Genomic DNA, 14816 nt, shown 5'->3' with positions numbered 1-14816 from the left:
CGGGTGGAGCGTGTGGTCCCGGGGCCGGGCCGCACGCTCCACCGAGCAGGTCAGGACCGGGCGAGCAGCGCGCGTGACTCCTCGGCGGCCTTCTTCAGTGCCTCCTTCGGTGAGAGGTCACCGCCGAGGGCCGCCTGGATGTACGGGGCGAGAATGGCCATCACCTGGCGGGCGGCGGGAGAGGGCTCCCCGGGGTTGGCGTCCTTGAGTGCCGCGTTCAGAACCTCGAAGTCGGGGCCTCTGCCCGGTGCCTTCACATCGGTCCGGGTCGGGAAGTTGCCCGCGGCGGCGTTGAGCGACTCCTGCGCCTTGGGCGAGCTCAGGTGGGCGAGCACCTTGTAGGCGGCTTCGCGGTTCTCCTCTTCGTTGATGGAGGTCAGGGAGAGCAGACCGGGGTTGCCGTAGGTCGCCCGCACCTCGCCCTGGAGCGGCGCGCCGAGGGACACGTTCTCCTCCCCCAGTGCCGCTCGCATCTGCGCCAGCTCCGGCAAGGAGGTGACGGGACGCAGCGCGACCTTGCCGGCGGCGATCGGGGCGCCCTCGACTGCGGGACCCTCGGTCGCCGCGTCGACGGGCAGGCCCTTCATCTTCTTGAGGTCGACCAGGAACTGGAGAGCGGAGACGCCGGCGTCCGAGTCAAAGGCGATGTCCTTGCCGTCGTCGGTGAAGACGGTGCCGGCGGCCTGCCAGAGGAGGGGGTAGAACGACATGTTCAGGGTCTGCTCCGGGCTGCCGGAGTAGTCCATGACGGCGATGCCCTTCTTGGCGAGCACCGGGGCGGCCTTGCGCACGTCGTCCCAGGTCCTGGGCAGTTCGAGTCCGGCGTCGGCGAAGATCTTGGTGTTGTACGCGGTGGTGTTGATGTTCTGGAAGAGGGGCACGCCGTAGAGCTCGTCGTCCAGCGTGGCCGCCTTCAGGGTCTCGGGGAAGAATGCCTTCCGCTGGTCGTCGACGGCGTCGCCGACGGGCAGCAGCCCCCGCACCTTGTGGTAAGTCGCGGCCTGGTCGGGGGTGATGAGCACGATGTCGGGGCCGGAGCCGGCGGCGAGCGCGGCGGAGATCTGTGCGTCCCGCTTGTCGAAGGTCTGCAGCTCGATGCTGAGATCGATGTCGGGGTTGGCCTTCTCGAACGCGGACTCGGTCTGCGCCCAGTACTTCTTGCTCGCGGCTTCGTCCTTGATCACGGGGTACATCCACAGCGTCACCTCGGCCTTGCCGTCCCCGCCGGAGCCGGAGCAGGCGGTGAAGACGAGTGAGGCGGTGGCGGCCAGTGCCGCGAAGCGGAGCGGTCGTGTCCTCATGCTGTTTCTCTTTCTCTGGGCGGTGCGACGCTACGGCCCACGGCGGTGGCGGGACGGTCGGCCGAGGCGGGTGCGGGGGAAGGGAGCTCGCCGGACTGTTGCGCGGTGGCGTGTGCCGCGTGGGTCAGCGCGGTGAGGGTGTCGTGGTGGCGGGGCTGAAGCGGGTTCGGGTTCAGGAGGGGGTCGTCGGTGTCGTGCATCCAGCGGAGCAGGGCCGCGGCGAGCTCGGCCCGGACGGGGGCGAGTGCGGGGTCGAGGGCGAGGTTGTCGCCTTCGTGGGGGTCGTTCACCAGGTCGTACAGCTCCAGTACGGGGCTGGAGCCGAGGGTGGGGCCGTTGAGGGCTGCGGGCAGGCTGCGGTGCACCCAGGACTGGGTGGGGTCCATTGCCAGCGGGGCGTTGGCGAAGTTGGCGACGAGCTTGTGCGAGGAGGACCGGACGGCGCGCTTTGGGTCGTAGTAGATGTGGTGGGTGAGCTGCCCGAACGTGTGGGTACGGGCGGGTCGGCCCTGTTCGACCAGGGGGACCAGGCTGGTGCCCTGGCAGTCCCCGGGGTGGGGCAGACCGACGAGTTCGAAGAGGGTGGGCAGTACGTCGACGTGGCTGACCTGGGCGTCCACGCGGCGCTCCCGCCATGCGGGCCGGCCGGGAGCACGCATCAGCAGGGCGACTTCCAGCCCGGGGTCGTAGAGCGTGCACTTCGCCCGGGGCAGCGGCAGCCCGTGGTCGGTGGTGAACACCACGACGGTGTCGTCGCTCAGGCCCAGCGCGTCGAGACGTGCCAGGATGCTGCCGACTCCCCCGTCCATGTGCCGTACGGCCCCCTGGAGTTCGGCGATCTCCTCACGGGAGCCGTCGTCGTCGCGCAGGTAGGGAGGGACGGTGAGCCCGCGCGAGTCGTCCGCGGTCACGGAGTCTCCGAGGAAGCCCATCACTCCGGGGCGGTCACGCGCCGACGGTGTGCGGTGCGGTTCGTGGAAGCCGACCTGGAGGTAGAAGGGGGCGTCCGACGTAGCGACGCGGTCGAGGGCTTCGACGGTGCGCTCGACGACCGTGTCACGGTCGCCGCCGGTGCGGACCCGGTCGAAGCCAAGGCGTCCGGCCACGACGTCGTCCGGCAGGACCCGGGATTCGTGATGCACGCCGATGAGTTCGGTGGTGTATCCCGCCGCGCCCAGACGGTGGGCGAGATGCGCCGAAGGATCGGTGAGATCCCATCCGAAGGGGTCGTGCGTGAGGCCGAGGACGCCGTTGGTCTGCGGATAGGTGCCGGTGAACAAGGAGGCTCGCGCCGGGCTGCAGTGGGGCGCGGTCGCGAACGCCGCTTCGAAGAGCGTCGACTGCGCGGCGAGCGCGTCCAGGTGCGGGGTGACGACCGTGGGGACCTCGTAGGCCCCGAGGAACCGCCCCAGGTCGTGGCAGTGGAGCAGCAGGATGTTGCGTGCCGTGGTCGTGGTCATCCCATCCTCGCCAGGTCCTCGCGCGTCAGCGCGTGCTCCAGGGGCTCCCCCGCCAGGTGGCGGCGGATCTCGTCCACGACGATCTGTCCGGCACGCTGCCGCGAGTCGCTGGTGGCGCCGGCGAGGTGCGGTGTGAGCAGCACGTTGGGCAGGCCGCGCCAGCGGTCGTCGACGGGCAGCGGCTCGTGGTCGAAGACGTCGAGCGCAGCGTCGATCCGGCCGGACGCGACCACGTCGAACAGCGCGTCCATGTCCACGATGGAGGGCCGGGCGGTGTTGACGAACCGGGTCCCGTCGCGCATCGCCGCGATCTCGTCGGCGCCGATCATGCCGTGCGTCTCCGGGGTGGCGGGGGCGTGCACGGCGACGACGTCACTCGTCTCCATCAGCTCCCGCAGCCCGACGGTGGACGCGGCGAGCGGATCACCGGGCGGAACGTAGGGATCGTGGACGCGCACCTCCGCGCCGAGGGCCCGGGCCATCCGGATGTAGTGCCTTCCGGTGCGTGAGGCGCCGACGACTCCGATCCGGGCGCCGCTGATCTCACGCGCCCGCCCGGTCCCGGCGGCCGTCGCCCAGTTGTGGCCGGAGCGCAGGGCGTGGTCGTGCCGGTGGGTGCGGCGCAGGAGGGACAGGGTGAAGCCGAGCGAGAGTTCGGCCACGGCGGGGGCCATCGCGGCTCCCGCCTGGGAGACAGGCAGTCCGGTGGCCCAGAAGTCGTCGTTCACGAGCCACTGGATCGAGGAGGCGGCGTGCATGACGAAGCGCAGGTCGGGGGCGAGCCGGAGGCGGTCGGCGTCGAGCCGGGGGAAGCCCCAGGCGGTGACGAGTACGTGCACGCCGTCGAGCGCCCGGCGAAACCTGTCCGCGTCGTGCAGTGCGGCGGGTTCGCACTCGGTGACCTCGCCGAGAGCTGCCAGGGCGTGGAGTGTCGGGGGCGGGAAGAACGCTTCCCGCTCCGCCGCGGGGACGCTGAGAAGGATTCGGATGTGCGAGCCGTCGGGCCGTTGGCCCTGGCCCACTCCGAGGTGGTGACTCATGCCGTGGAAGCTAATCACCGTGTTAACTTCTGTCAATGACCGAATAAATTAGAGTGTTGCTCCCCGCCCTGACGAGGGAGACCCTTTCCGTGCCGATCGATCACCAGAAGGAAACGTCACCCATGAGGCCACGCGCCGGGAGCAAAGCCCTGATCCGCGAGATCAACGAAGCCCTGGTCCTCGACGTCGTCCGCGCCCACCGACCGGTGGCGCGGGCACGGATCGCGGCCGAGACGGGACTGAGTCCGGCCACGGTCACCGGTATCACGGCTCGGCTGCTCGGTGCGGGGCTGCTCACGGAGGCCGAGGCCGTACGCAACACCGGCGGCCGGCCCGCGCGGCTTCTGGACCTGGGGAGCGACGCGGTCCTCGCCGCCGGGGTCAGGCTGTCGGCGACGGAGGCCTACGTGGTGCTGGTCAATCTGCGCGGTGACGTCGTCGCCTCCTACCAGGAGCCGCTCGCCTCCACGGACCCGCAGGACGTCGGCGAGAGCGTCGCCCGTGCGATGCAGCTCGCCGCCGAGGGCAGGGCTTCCTCCGCCCTCATCGGCGTCGGCGTCGCGGTGTCGGGCGTCGTCGACCAGCAGTACGGCCTCGTCCGCCACAGCGGATCGATGGGCTGGGAGAACGTACCGTTCCAGCGCCGTCTCGCCGCCCTGATGGAGACGCCCGTCATCCTCGACAGTTACGTCAACTCGGTGGCCTCCGGCCTGCTGCTCTTCGACGGCAGACTGGCCGGCCGTAACCTGATGATCTTCAGCGTGGGAACGAGCCTGGGCGTGTCCGTGGTGGTGCAGGGGCGCATCCACCGCGGCTTCAGCGGCACCGCGGGCGGGTTCGCGCACTCGTGCGTCGGTACGGGGACAGGTCGCCCCTGTCACTGCGGCGCCCAGGACTGCCTGGAGACGTGGGCCAGCCACTGGGGCATCCAGCGTGAGCTGGAACGGCGCGGAGAGACACCCGCAGGTCTCGCCGGACGGGACGACGACGTCATCGCGAGCGCTGCCGACCGACTCGGCGTCGCCGTGGCCAACTCGGCCAAGATGTTCGGCCCGGAGCGCGTCGTGATCGCCTTCACTCCCGAGATGAACGTGCCGGCCCTCACCGCCCGGACCGAGCAGGTCTTCCGTAGCCAGTACACCCACAGCACCACCCCGCCCCCTTCCTTGGAACTCGCCGCGACCGGTCCTTCCGACCACGCCTCCGGCGCCGCCTACACCGTGCTGGCACAGCTCTTCACCGCCAGCACGTCCGACGCGGACACCGGCGGCGGCACGGCCACAGCGGGATGATCCGGGAGCGAGGGGAGCGACGCCCGCGTCGCTCCCCGCATCACTTGAGGCTGTGGTTCTCCCCGGAGCTCATACGCGACGACGGCGACACCCCTGACTACCGCTTCTCACTCGCCAATGAACGAACGTTTCTCGCGTGGATCCGCACCGCGCTCGCGCTCATCGGCGGCGGCTTCGCCGTCGACCAGTTCCTCCCGGACATCGCCGACGCGGTGCGCACGGGGCTGGCCCTGGCGGTGATCGGCACCGGCTCGCTGTGCGCTCTGCGGGCGGTGCACCACTGGGTCCGCTGCGAGCGGGCGATCCGCAAGGGTGAGGACCTGCCCGCGACGGCTTTCCCCGCGGTGCTGTCCGTCCTCGTCACCCTGGTGTCACTCGTTGTGGTGGCCGTCGTGGCCATGGGCGGCGCATGACCACTCCTCACACCCGTGACCCCGGGCTCCAGCCCGAACGCACCCGGCTCGCCTGGCGGCGCACCACCCTGACCTGGACAGTCACCGCAGCACTGGTCGGACGCCAGGCTCTGACGTCCGATGCCCTCGCGCCGACGCCCCTCCTCGCGGGCACGATCGCCGCGCTGCTCGCCTTCTGGCTCGTCGCTCACCGCCGCATCGCTGCCCTGTGCCGCGCCGAGACGCCCCGTTCCATGAGGCCGACTACGGCGGCGGCCGCAAGCGCCGCCGTGCTGGCTCTCGCGGCACTGACCGCCGCCCAGCTGCTTTGAATGAACCGGGCACGCTCCCACGAGGGTGCGCCGTCTCGGGGCCGATCATGGCGCGAGTGGCAGCGGCGGTCGACGGCTACGGATCGTCCAGGAGCCTGCCCTTGAGCGCGTCACGGTGCGGGAGCCCGAGCTTGCGCAGAACACTGGCGACATGGTGTTCCACGGTCCGCGGGGACAGGAACAGGGCTTGTGCTATCTCGCGGTTGCCGACTCCTTCGGTGAGATACCGCGCGACCTGCCGCTCGCGTGGCGACAGGGCCGAGCCGTAGCCCCGGCGCCCGCGCCTGTTCGGCTGCACGTGCCCCAGAACGCGCAGGGCGTGCCGACACCGGGCGGCATCATGCTCAGCTCCGAGTACGGCGTACGCGTCGGCGGTGTCGGAGAGGCCGGAGATGATGTCGTCGGACGGTGCTGAGGATGCGCGCAAGCGCAGGGCACGCTCGGTGGCCCGAAGGGTCTCGTAGGGGCGACCGATACGCCGGAACGCCTCGGCGGCCTCGTCACATCGCGAAGCGGCTGTCCCAGGGGCGTCAGCCATGGCGATCAGGGCCTTGCAGAGCAGCAGCTCGGCGTGCGCCGCAGGCAGATCGCGTCCTCCCGTCAACTGTTCGAACCGGGTCACCAGGGCTTCGGCATCGGTGCGATGCCCGCTCGCCAGAGCCGCTTCAACGGCTACGGGCATAAGGTCGGAGCCGAACCACACCTCTTTGCCGAGGTAGGACCGCAAGGCCGGCTGGACCTTCTGCCAGGCCTCCCCGGTGGAATCCGGCTGGTCCAGCAGTATCCGACCGATCTCCGCGGCTGCCTGAGAAATTCCGGTGAAGGCCGCACGTTCCTCGGCACGTTCAAGGATCTCGGTGAAGTGCGCCAGAGCCGTGTGCTGTTGTCCGCGCGCAGCCATCAGCCGTGCCAGGACCAGAGAACTCTCGATCTCCCGGAACATGAAGGAGCGATTCTCGGCGCGCAGGGCTTCGAACCGTTCCTCCAGTCCCTCCCATTCGCCCCCGAGGAAAGCAAGCTTCAGCAGTTGGTTGTCCGCACTGGTCACGAGCATGGCGCTGCCGAGGAGGCGTGACATTTCCCGTCCCTCCTCGATGAGCCTCCGGCCACGCTCGTCATGCCCCAGGAAGACCGCTATCCCGCCGAGGAAGAAGACCGTGCGCGCGTTCTGTACGGCCGCTCCCGGCGTCTCAATGTGGCGCGGCACGCTCTCGACGGCGTCCCAGACGCCTGGGTCCCCCGCCGCCGCTCGCAGAGAGAGCCGGGAACACCGCACGCTCGCGACTACCCCGGGACTGGCGCCCCCCGAGATAGTCTGCTCGGCGCGTGCGAGCCACTGCTCGTCGACCGCCAGAGGCCGTTCGCTTTCCGGCAGGGCGAGAGCTGCCATGGCGCAAGCCGCGAGGTGCGGCTTCTGGGACAGCTCGACTGCCGCCCGCCTCAGTTCGTCGCCACCCCTCCGTTGGTCGCGGCCCTGGTTGATCATGAGCAGCCCGAGATGGAGGCGGATCTCGCCCCGGACCACTGTCGGCATCCGGACGCTGTCCAACAAGCGGCGCAGTGCGCTCAGGGACGTTGTGTAGTCGATGCTGTGGCTGGCGATGCCGACGAGCCTCAGCGCCGCGCGGGAGCGTATGTCGTCCGCGAGGCCCGTGTCGGCGAGCACCTCGTGCAGGAGGCCGGCCGCCGTGCCCTGGTCGCCCAGGGCGACCGCCTGGTCAGCGGCTTCCTGGGCGACCAGCATCCATGCCTGGCGGTCGCCGAGCGCCCGGGTGTGGTGGGCGATCTGCACCAGCGGCGGAGAGGGCAGCCGCCGCAGCTCCTCGATGGCCTGACGGTGCAGGCGCCGGCGTCCGGGGCCGGGGATGCCCAGGTAGACCACACGCTGGGCGAGGGCGTGCCGCAGTCCGTACTTTCCATCCGGCAGCTCGACGAGAACGGCGGCCCGCAGGGCGTCGGTCACCGCCCGGGCTGCCTCATTCGGTTCCAAGCACGCGGTTCGCGCCAGCAGAAGCTCATCCGCGGGGACATCGAGCACGGCCGCCGCCTCCACCAGGGCGAGTGCGGGACCGTTCAGCGTGGCGAGACGGGCACTGACTGCCTCACGCAGCGTGCGGGGAACCTCTGCGCGCTCAAGGACGGAGGCCAGGGCAGGTCCACGGCCCCCGGAACCGGGCTCGTGCGCCGACTCGACGAGGGTGATCAGGTCTTCCTCCACGATCAGGGGGAGCCCCGCGCTGCGGCGGTGCAGCGCTTCTGCCAATTGTCTGTCGGCCTGCCCGCCGAGCGCGGCGGACGCCAGCTCCTGGACCTCACCGAGGCCGAAAGGCCGCAGGCGGATCTCGCATCCACCGGTGCTCGGTCCCCGCCGGTACCCCGAACCGAGCATGGGCTCACCCGGAGCAAGGTCCTCGCGCCGGTAGGTCAGAACGAGGGAGAGGCCGGCCGGCGGGTCACGGCCGAGGAGCAGCAGGAGTTCCTGCGTCGCCTCGTCCGCCCAGTGAAGGTCCTCGACACAGAGCACGAGGGGGCTGAGGACATCCAGCAGCGCGCGCACGGCTTGGATCTGCTGGAGCCGCTGCTGCTGACCCGCGGTCCGCCCGGGCGGGACCGGGGGAAGCAGGTCCGCGAGATCGGGCAGGAGCGGACCGAGGCAGCCGACCACCGGCGGAATGTCAGCGGTCGGCGGCAACCAGTTCCCGGCGGACCGAAGCGCCTCGAGGACGGGCCCGAACGGGAACGGCTCGCGCAAGGGGTGACAGTAGCCCACGAGGACACGACGCTCTTGCAGAGACAGCACTCGTGCCGCCTCGTGAACAAGGCGCGACTTCCCCGCTCCGCCCTCCCCTTCGACCACCACGACGGAGGACGGGCGGCGCACGGCGGCCGTCAGCCGTCTCAGCTCCGTGCCGCGCCCGACGAAAGGAAACCCCTCGCGCTCCCCATTCCTCCAGCGGTCGGTGTCCGTGACCCTAGTCATCCACAGCCCTCCGGGACATCCCTGCCCCCACGGGTTCGGCCACTTCCAGTGAAGCACCCCGCCACCGCACGCGCTCTGCGTCGCGCCCACACCAGGGCATGACGCCGGCGCGGGAACGCCACCCGTTTATCGGGCCCGGACCGATCCCCTACCGTTCCCTCATTGCTACGCATCCCCGTTCGGAGCTTGGATGTTTTCGAAAGGGCGACATCTTCCGACACAGGAGATTGATGGCGATGTCCAGCGAGCTGTTTCCGGCACCCGGCACGGGTTGCGCAATCTACCTGCGCTGCTTCCCTTACGACATATGGGCCATGGAAAGTCACCGGCTCGCCCTGACCGACTACGCACGACAACTGAATCTGTTCGAGCCCGCCGTGTACTCCGACAACGGGGCCCGGTCCGGCTCGCCTCTCTGCCGCTTCGAGGCCCTGGTCAGCGCTGTCCAGGCCGGTTGGTACCGCACCGTGCTGGTCACGGGACCGTGGGTGTTCGACAGACGAGCACAAGAAGCGGAGGGGCTGATGGGGCGCCTCACCGACAGCGGCTGCACTGTCCTGGAGCTGCCTCGACTCCGCCGCCCGCGTTCCGTCGCCGCCAGTGACGGCCGGCCACCGGCCCCCGACACGCTTCTCTCGCCACTGCTGTGACGCCACCCCGAGCGCACGGCGACGACGAACGATCCCGGCCGCAAGGGTTTCCCGTCGAATCCGGGGCACCGGCGGCCAGGATCGCCACCCCTCAGCCTCACCACCGTGCGAGGCCTTTGCCTGCCCTCACGGTTCGTTCCGGACTCCGTGATTAACATCCCGGATGTGCACAGGGATGATTTACAGCGCTTCTCACGACGGTGAAACTGGCGTGCAAGTGCAGTGCCGGTGATGGTCGAGAACGAAACGTCTCCAGCAGAAGCGGTCGCCCGGTGGTATGTCCAAACCGGATCTCCGCCGAGCACGGCGCCTCCCATGGGGGCGTATGACCTCGGTTGCCACGGTGACGAGGGTCGCTCCAAGACGTCGCGGCTTGTTGTGGGTCACCTTGCGGTGAGCGGCCTGCCGGGGCAAGACCTTGTGATGCGACATCGTTTCTCCTCGTCGATCTTCGGAGGGACGAACTACTGGGGACACAGCAGGAGACCCCGGCGGCGAAGAGCGACAACAGAAAGTTGTACGGAGCTTCTTTGCTGACGGGTGTTTCGTCTGTCGCTTCACTCGCCGCTCCGCTGGTCGTTACCGGCGGCGCCATCGTCCTGGAGCTGCGGGTGGGGCGACTGTGTCTCCGCTTCAAGACGCGCACGCGTACCGGGGCCGTAGTGCCCGGGACGGTCGGTCTCGATTTTGCGGGTCCGCTGGTACTGTCCGACCGCCAGGGCGAGGTCAATTCCGTACTCGGCGTCGATCGGGCCCTGGTACGCCGACAACTGCGTCAGCCTCAACTGCAGCTCCTCCACGGCCGCGCCCGTGGCCCCGAATCGCAGTGGCTCGGCGGATGGTGAGGGCAGTCGTGTTCCGCGTGGCTGTTCCGTCATGGTCGGAGCGGGAGAGGCAGAAGCCGCTGGGCTGATCGACGGCTCGGCGGAGGCTGAGGGCTTCGAGCGGGAGGACGCGGTGGTGGGGGCGGCGGGAACGGCGGTGGATGTTGGCCGAGATGCCGACTCCGAGGGGCCTGGGGGCGGGGCCATTGAGGAGGACAGGCGCGGTTCCTCACCCGCCGTTGCCGGTTCGTGGTTGTCGGTCATCAGAAGAACACCGACGACCGCCATCCCGGCGGCACCGGCCGCCGCGACCATGACGGCTACGGTCCGAAGCGAGACACGGCCAGAGTTGCGGGCCCGCCCGGGGCGAACCGACCGGTCGGCGGTGCTACCCGGCACGCGCCGCAGCCTCGGACTCGTCCCGGCGTCCCCGTGTGGCCGGGCCACCGCGCCGGGCGCGTGCTCCTGCGGATGCTCGACGAAGACGTCGCATTCGGCAGCGCGCCGCAGTTCCGGAAAGAGCGTTGGGGGAACTCCCTCGGAGCCCGTCCGCTGGCCGGCCTGCCGCGCACGGCGCAGTTGTGACACGGCACTCCAGACGCAATCACACTCCGGCCCGCCGGGCCAGTGCGGCCCGAGGTCCGTACCGCACTCGGGACATGTCGTACCCACCAGCGACGGCCCTCCCTTGTCAGGGCCCTCGGCACTGCGGTGAGAGTCTCGGTTCACCTCAGTCAACGGTCCTCCGTAAGCCGGCGGCCTCGGTAGCAGGCCGCAGGGTAGCTGGACGCGTGGCTCGCAGCGTCCGGACACCGGTCAGTGGTGGGCCAGGTCATTGGCCAGGGGACCCGCCCGCCCGGTTTTCGTTGTCGGACCGACCTTGACCTGTCTCCGAAGCGTGGACGCCCGGGCAGGACCGGTCCGGGCGCAGGAGGCATGAAAGGCGGGCAACCGATGCTCAGCACGATGCATGACGGCTACAACGCAACGGAGTCGTCCACCGTCGTCCCCGGTGGCAGCGGGGACCCCGCAGACGACGCGTTTCCAGCAACACTGCGGACGGCGTTGCGCAGGAGCGGGCTGCCGTTGGACCGCGTGAGCGAGCGTCTGCGAACCCAGGGGCTTTTCGTCAGCCCGGCGACGCTGAGCAGTTGGCAGCGCGGTCACCGTCGTCCCGAACACGCCCGCTCGCTGCGCGCCCTGGACGCGCTGGACGAGTTGCTCGGCCTGTCGGACGGCACGCTGCGCTCTCTGCTCGGTCCGCGGAAGCCTCGTGGCAGGGTCGCGGACAGTCCTCGGCGGAATCCGGGCCCCCACGGTCACGTGGAAACGGTCATGGGAGACGGGCTGGCTGCCGTACTGCGTGACGCGGACCAGCGGACACAGGCACTCATCGCCAACGAAGTGGTCAGAGTCGGGGCGGACGGCGCGGTGACTGCGGTGGCGTCGACCACCGTCCTCCGGGCACATCGACACGGAGCTACCCGGGCAACTTTCGCTCATATTATCGACCACGAGGCAAACGAGCCCCCACACATCAGTGTCACTTCCGGATATGTAGAACGAAGCGTGTACATGAAAGACCTGAACCTCCTGGTCATCGATGTTCATTTCGGCCATGTGCTCGCCAAGCTCGCCACAGAAGTCACCAGTTACACCATCGAGGTCACGCCGTCAGGCAACCCGTCAACACATTACGGCCGTTGGGAGGGATCGCCAGTGCGCGAATACCTACTGGAAACCCGATTCCATTCCTCTGCGCCACCGAGATCCTGCAGACACGTCTACAGCGAACAGATCGGAGCCTCACCCCTCACAGATAAGTGCCTGGCGATGAACGCTCCGGACCGCGCGCATTTCCTGGTTACGCGGTGCGCGCCGGGCGTGCACGGTATGGCGTGGGGCCTTGCCTGATGAACGAGGGCGAGCTTGGCTACTCACCCGGAGCTCCCTAAATACCTTCCGTAGGGCGGCAGGCGTTCCGGAGAATCGGAAAACTGTGGGCCCCGGCATCCAGTCCGGGTGCATCACTGGGGATGCCTGCCGGGCCGCCACAACATTCTCGCTCCGCAGCACGCACTCTGCCCTATCTGAAAACCCGGCGACAAGGCCGTCCGGCCCTCGGCCTCTCTACAAAGTCCGGGGACAACTGTGGAGGGCCGCTCGGCGTTCGCCGTGCATGTGGATGCCCGGCCCTGGCCATCGGGGTCACAGTGTCAGGTCCGAGATCCTCACGACTGCGTCCGCGGCCGTTGGGTACCGGCTGATGTCGCACGAGGCGGCGACCAACAGGTCGGCCGCGGTTCCCGGTTGGGACCCGCGGCCGACATCGCTGTTCCGGTGTCCCGACACTCCTGGTCAGCTCTCGCGCTCCGGCGGCAGGAACCCGTGCTCCGACAGATCGAACCAGTTCCCTTCCGGGTCCGTCGCCCGGTACTCGGCGAAGGGGCGGTTGCCGCTGCGTCGCTCAGGGCGGGGGGCACCACGAGCCGTCATGAGGTCCATGGTGTCTTCGACATCGGCGACCTCGAAACCGAAGTGGTTGAACCCGGCAGGTACGTCCGAGTCGAGGCGCTGCTGGATCAGGGCCAGATTGATGTATCCGTCGGTGAGGAACCTGCTGCCGTCCGGATCCGCGTGAAACTGCTCCATGCCCAAGGTCTCTCGATAGAAGGCAGCCGTAGCGGCTGCGTCCTGAACGACCAGGGCAAGGTGGCGAAGGCGTGGGCGCGTCATGAGCGTTCTCCCGTGGGCGGGGGGAGCTCGACATCGCTGAACTCCATGTTATGGAAGGCGGTGATCGTCCAGGCGCCTGCCGTACGGATCACGAGGGCCTGCGCGTGGGTGGCGTATCCCGACGGACGTATCAAGGTGACGGCATGGACCAACCATGTGTCGTCAGCCACTTCACGGACCGGGCGGACGTCGGCCTCCAGCCGGGTGCCGCGGTGGACGGTGGCGAAAAGGTGAGCATGACGGTCCACGACCTGTTGTCGGCCGTGGAGTTCCTCGCCCCGGACCGTCACGAAGTCGACGTCCTCGGCGAAGACGCTGCCGAACAGCACAGCGTCGCCCGAGCTCCACGCTTCGGCCATCGTCCGCCACACGGCGCGCAAGGAGACGTCATCATGCACGGTCATCACCGATCCCGGGGACCCGGGCAGGCCGGCGCAGTCGGAGGGCGACAGCCCGGCAGTCCGCGTCCCAGGCCGACAGGGCATAGCAGTAGATTCCGTCGTCGCGTTGGAGGTAGCAGACCACGTTCACCGGCCAGGCCGTGTTACGGAACACGTAGGCGTCCATCTCCGTCGGCTGCTCGTCCAGCGGATGCGCGCGGGCCGCCTCCGGACCGATGCGGTGCCAGTCGGGATGCATGTGTATGGACCCGAGCACGTCGAGCCCGCCGTTCTCGCCCTCCCTCGTGATCCGCAGGAGGTCCTGCGGGTCTAGCCACCAGGCCCGCACCGGGTTCTCGTAGGCGGGCCCGAACCGCGGCACGATGGACTCCTGGAACTCCTCCCGGGCGCTCGGATGGACACCGCGGACGTTTTCGCCGAAGGCCACGTCCTCCACGAACCACTGTTCCCTGTCGCCTGTTCCCAGGAGAACGGCGAAACATGGCAGGGGATCGCACGGAGTGATGCGGTCGTAGACGTCCGAAGCGGCTTCCAGGAAGGTGTCGAGAGCCGCTGCGGAGAACAACACCGAGGCCGGAAGATTCATTTCGTCGAAGCCCTGCAACAGCTGCCCGACCGCTGTACTGCCCTCGGCCATCAAGACGTCCCGGCCCACGCCAGGAGGCCGGGACTCTGGATGCCGACGAATCGCGGTCCGCCTGCGTTCCGTTCCCCGAAGATCACAGTCACGGAAAGGCATTTGCTCACAGCAGACTCCTCTATACCAAAACGTGGGGGTGGCCAAGGAGGCCTTCATGTCATTTCTTGAACATGCCACTTGAGCATAGAGAAACGCTTTGTTGACTGGCAACGGCGCAGGGCAGGGATGCCGCAGGAAGCTTTTCGATTTTGACCGTTGGTTCGCTGCCTCGAAAAGGAGTACACCCAGCGCGACGTGAACGCTCACGGGGCTGGATGACGCGCGCGTCGGCGCTCTTTTCATGTGGCCCGCAGTTGCATATCAGCTCGGCGTGGCGAGAACCTGAGCCCAGTACGGCCCGCTCGGCGACTCGACGCGACCTACCCCCACGTGTCGGTAGGCGCAGTTCACAAATTGCGGGTTCTGGCCTGATTCTCGCATCCATCTGTCCACGGCGGCCTCCGGGTTCCGCGGACCATGGACGAGGGTCTCGCCGACGGCGGACCACGCGTATCCGGCACCGCGCACGCGTTCGGCGGTGTCGCGCCCGGCTGAATCCGTGTGATCCACGCGCCGGTGCGCCGCCATGTCCGCGGCGTGCCGCTCAGCAACCCCGGTGAGACGGGCGTCCACGATCAACTCCGCACACCCATTGCGTTTCCTCAGCGCGTTGACCTGCTCAACCAGTCGCCGCTGCGGTGGCGTTGCCGCGGAGGGCGGGGCGGAGGG

The 14816-nt window shown here is 69.0% G+C and carries 14 protein-coding genes; 5 read left to right on the top strand and 9 right to left on the bottom strand.

Annotated features, from left to right (window positions below):
* Positions 1–50: 50 nt before the first annotated feature.
* Genes HET64_RS08360 through HET64_RS08350 form a run of 3 tightly spaced genes read right to left on the bottom strand, consistent with a single transcriptional unit; the run spans position 51 to position 3801 of the window.
* Positions 51–1301, bottom strand: a complete 1251-nt coding sequence (locus HET64_RS08360) for an ABC transporter substrate-binding protein (RefSeq protein WP_215103422.1) — start codon at positions 1299–1301, stop codon at positions 51–53.
* Positions 1298–2761, bottom strand: a complete 1464-nt coding sequence (locus HET64_RS08355; protein ID WP_215103421.1) for a sulfatase — start codon at positions 2759–2761, stop codon at positions 1298–1300. The genes HET64_RS08360 and HET64_RS08355 overlap by 4 nt, the downstream gene beginning before the upstream one ends.
* Positions 2758–3801, bottom strand: coding sequence for a hydroxyacid dehydrogenase (locus HET64_RS08350; protein ID WP_215103420.1), 1044 nt, complete (start codon positions 3799–3801; stop codon positions 2758–2760). The genes HET64_RS08355 and HET64_RS08350 overlap by 4 nt, the downstream gene beginning before the upstream one ends.
* Positions 3802–3923: 122 nt before the next feature.
* On the opposite strand from HET64_RS08350, the gene HET64_RS08345 reads away from it, so the two are divergent.
* Genes HET64_RS08345 through HET64_RS08335 form a run of 3 tightly spaced genes read left to right on the top strand, consistent with a single transcriptional unit; the run spans position 3924 to position 5817 of the window.
* Entirely contained in the window at positions 3924–5093 is a 1170-nt protein-coding gene (locus HET64_RS08345; protein WP_215103419.1) for an ROK family protein, read from the top strand.
* Positions 5090–5506 (top strand): YidH family protein, encoded by a 417-nt coding sequence (locus HET64_RS08340; protein WP_215103418.1) that lies wholly within the window; start codon positions 5090–5092, stop codon positions 5504–5506. The genes HET64_RS08345 and HET64_RS08340 overlap by 4 nt, the downstream gene beginning before the upstream one ends.
* Entirely contained in the window at positions 5503–5817 is a 315-nt protein-coding gene (locus tag HET64_RS08335) for a DUF202 domain-containing protein (protein WP_215103417.1), read from the top strand. The genes HET64_RS08340 and HET64_RS08335 overlap by 4 nt, the downstream gene beginning before the upstream one ends.
* Positions 5818–5893: 76 nt before the next feature.
* Here HET64_RS08335 and HET64_RS08330 read toward each other — a convergent pair whose 3' ends face one another.
* Positions 5894–8797, bottom strand: coding sequence for an AAA family ATPase (locus tag HET64_RS08330; protein WP_215103416.1), 2904 nt, complete (start codon positions 8795–8797; stop codon positions 5894–5896).
* Between the two features lie 236 nt (positions 8798–9033).
* Here HET64_RS08330 and HET64_RS08325 point away from each other — a divergent pair, with 236 nt between their 5' ends.
* Complete coding sequence (locus HET64_RS08325; protein WP_215103415.1) at positions 9034–9447, top strand: recombinase family protein; 414 nt, start codon at positions 9034–9036, stop codon at positions 9445–9447.
* Between the two features lie 557 nt (positions 9448–10004).
* Here the strand turns inward: HET64_RS08325 and HET64_RS08320 are convergent.
* Positions 10005–10325, bottom strand: coding sequence for a peptidoglycan-binding protein (locus HET64_RS08320; RefSeq protein WP_215103414.1), 321 nt, complete (start codon positions 10323–10325; stop codon positions 10005–10007).
* A gap of 1041 nt (positions 10326–11366) precedes the next feature.
* Here HET64_RS08320 and HET64_RS08315 point away from each other — a divergent pair.
* Positions 11367–12185 carry an XRE family transcriptional regulator gene (locus HET64_RS08315; protein WP_215103413.1) on the top strand — a complete coding sequence of 273 codons (819 nt, stop codon included), beginning with the start codon at positions 11367–11369 and terminating at the stop codon, positions 12183–12185.
* A gap of 444 nt (positions 12186–12629) precedes the next feature.
* On the opposite strand, the gene HET64_RS38895 is transcribed toward HET64_RS08315, so the two are convergent.
* The 4 genes from HET64_RS38895 to HET64_RS40030 form a co-directional block, all read right to left on the bottom strand.
* Positions 12630–13007, bottom strand: coding sequence for a VOC family protein (locus HET64_RS38895; RefSeq protein WP_251144984.1), 378 nt, complete (start codon positions 13005–13007; stop codon positions 12630–12632).
* Positions 13004–13411 carry an SgcJ/EcaC family oxidoreductase gene (locus HET64_RS38890; protein ID WP_251144983.1) on the bottom strand — a complete coding sequence of 136 codons (408 nt, stop codon included), beginning with the start codon at positions 13409–13411 and terminating at the stop codon, positions 13004–13006. Before HET64_RS38890 ends, HET64_RS38895 begins: the two co-directional genes overlap by 4 nt.
* The gene (locus tag HET64_RS08305; RefSeq protein WP_215103412.1) at positions 13398–14045 is read right to left on the bottom strand and encodes a hypothetical protein; all 648 of its coding nucleotides are present in this window, start codon (positions 14043–14045) and stop codon (positions 13398–13400) included. The genes HET64_RS38890 and HET64_RS08305 overlap by 14 nt, the downstream gene beginning before the upstream one ends.
* Before the next feature lie 363 nt (positions 14046–14408).
* On the bottom strand, positions 14409–14774 hold the full coding sequence (locus tag HET64_RS40030; protein WP_374105547.1) for a CAP domain-containing protein: 366 nt from the start codon (positions 14772–14774) through the stop codon (positions 14409–14411).
* Positions 14775–14816: the final 42 nt, after the last annotated feature.

This window comes from Streptomyces sp. McG3, assembly GCF_018619185.1.
GTDB lineage: Bacteria > Actinomycetota > Actinomycetes > Streptomycetales > Streptomycetaceae > Streptomyces.
Note: the sequence above shows the minus strand (reverse complement) of the source record. Positions and strands in the feature narration are given on the sequence as shown.

What these genes read in the sequence shown, in the direction of transcription:
- HET64_RS08345 (WP_215103419.1), top strand. Translation starts at nt 3,924, where the DNA reads ATGAGGCCACGCGCCGGGAGCAAAGCCCTGATCCGCGAGATCAACGAA.
- HET64_RS08355 (WP_215103421.1), bottom strand. Translation starts at nt 2,761, where the DNA reads ATGACCACGACCACGGCACGCAACATCCTGCTGCTCCACTGCCACGAC.
- HET64_RS08305 (WP_215103412.1), bottom strand. Translation starts at nt 14,045, where the DNA reads ATGGCCGAGGGCAGTACAGCGGTCGGGCAGCTGTTGCAGGGCTTCGAC.
- HET64_RS38895 (WP_251144984.1), bottom strand. Translation starts at nt 13,007, where the DNA reads ATGACGCGCCCACGCCTTCGCCACCTTGCCCTGGTCGTTCAGGACGCA.
- HET64_RS08335 (WP_215103417.1), top strand. Translation starts at nt 5,503, where the DNA reads ATGACCACTCCTCACACCCGTGACCCCGGGCTCCAGCCCGAACGCACC.
- HET64_RS08330 (WP_215103416.1), bottom strand. Translation starts at nt 8,797, where the DNA reads ATGACTAGGGTCACGGACACCGACCGCTGGAGGAATGGGGAGCGCGAG.
- HET64_RS08360 (WP_215103422.1), bottom strand. Translation starts at nt 1,301, where the DNA reads ATGAGGACACGACCGCTCCGCTTCGCGGCACTGGCCGCCACCGCCTCA.
- HET64_RS08320 (WP_215103414.1), bottom strand. Translation starts at nt 10,325, where the DNA reads ATGACGGAACAGCCACGCGGAACACGACTGCCCTCACCATCCGCCGAG.
- HET64_RS08325 (WP_215103415.1), top strand. Translation starts at nt 9,034, where the DNA reads ATGTCCAGCGAGCTGTTTCCGGCACCCGGCACGGGTTGCGCAATCTAC.
- HET64_RS08340 (WP_215103418.1), top strand. Translation starts at nt 5,090, where the DNA reads ATGATCCGGGAGCGAGGGGAGCGACGCCCGCGTCGCTCCCCGCATCAC.
- HET64_RS38890 (WP_251144983.1), bottom strand. Translation starts at nt 13,411, where the DNA reads ATGACCGTGCATGATGACGTCTCCTTGCGCGCCGTGTGGCGGACGATG.
- HET64_RS08350 (WP_215103420.1), bottom strand. Translation starts at nt 3,801, where the DNA reads ATGAGTCACCACCTCGGAGTGGGCCAGGGCCAACGGCCCGACGGCTCG.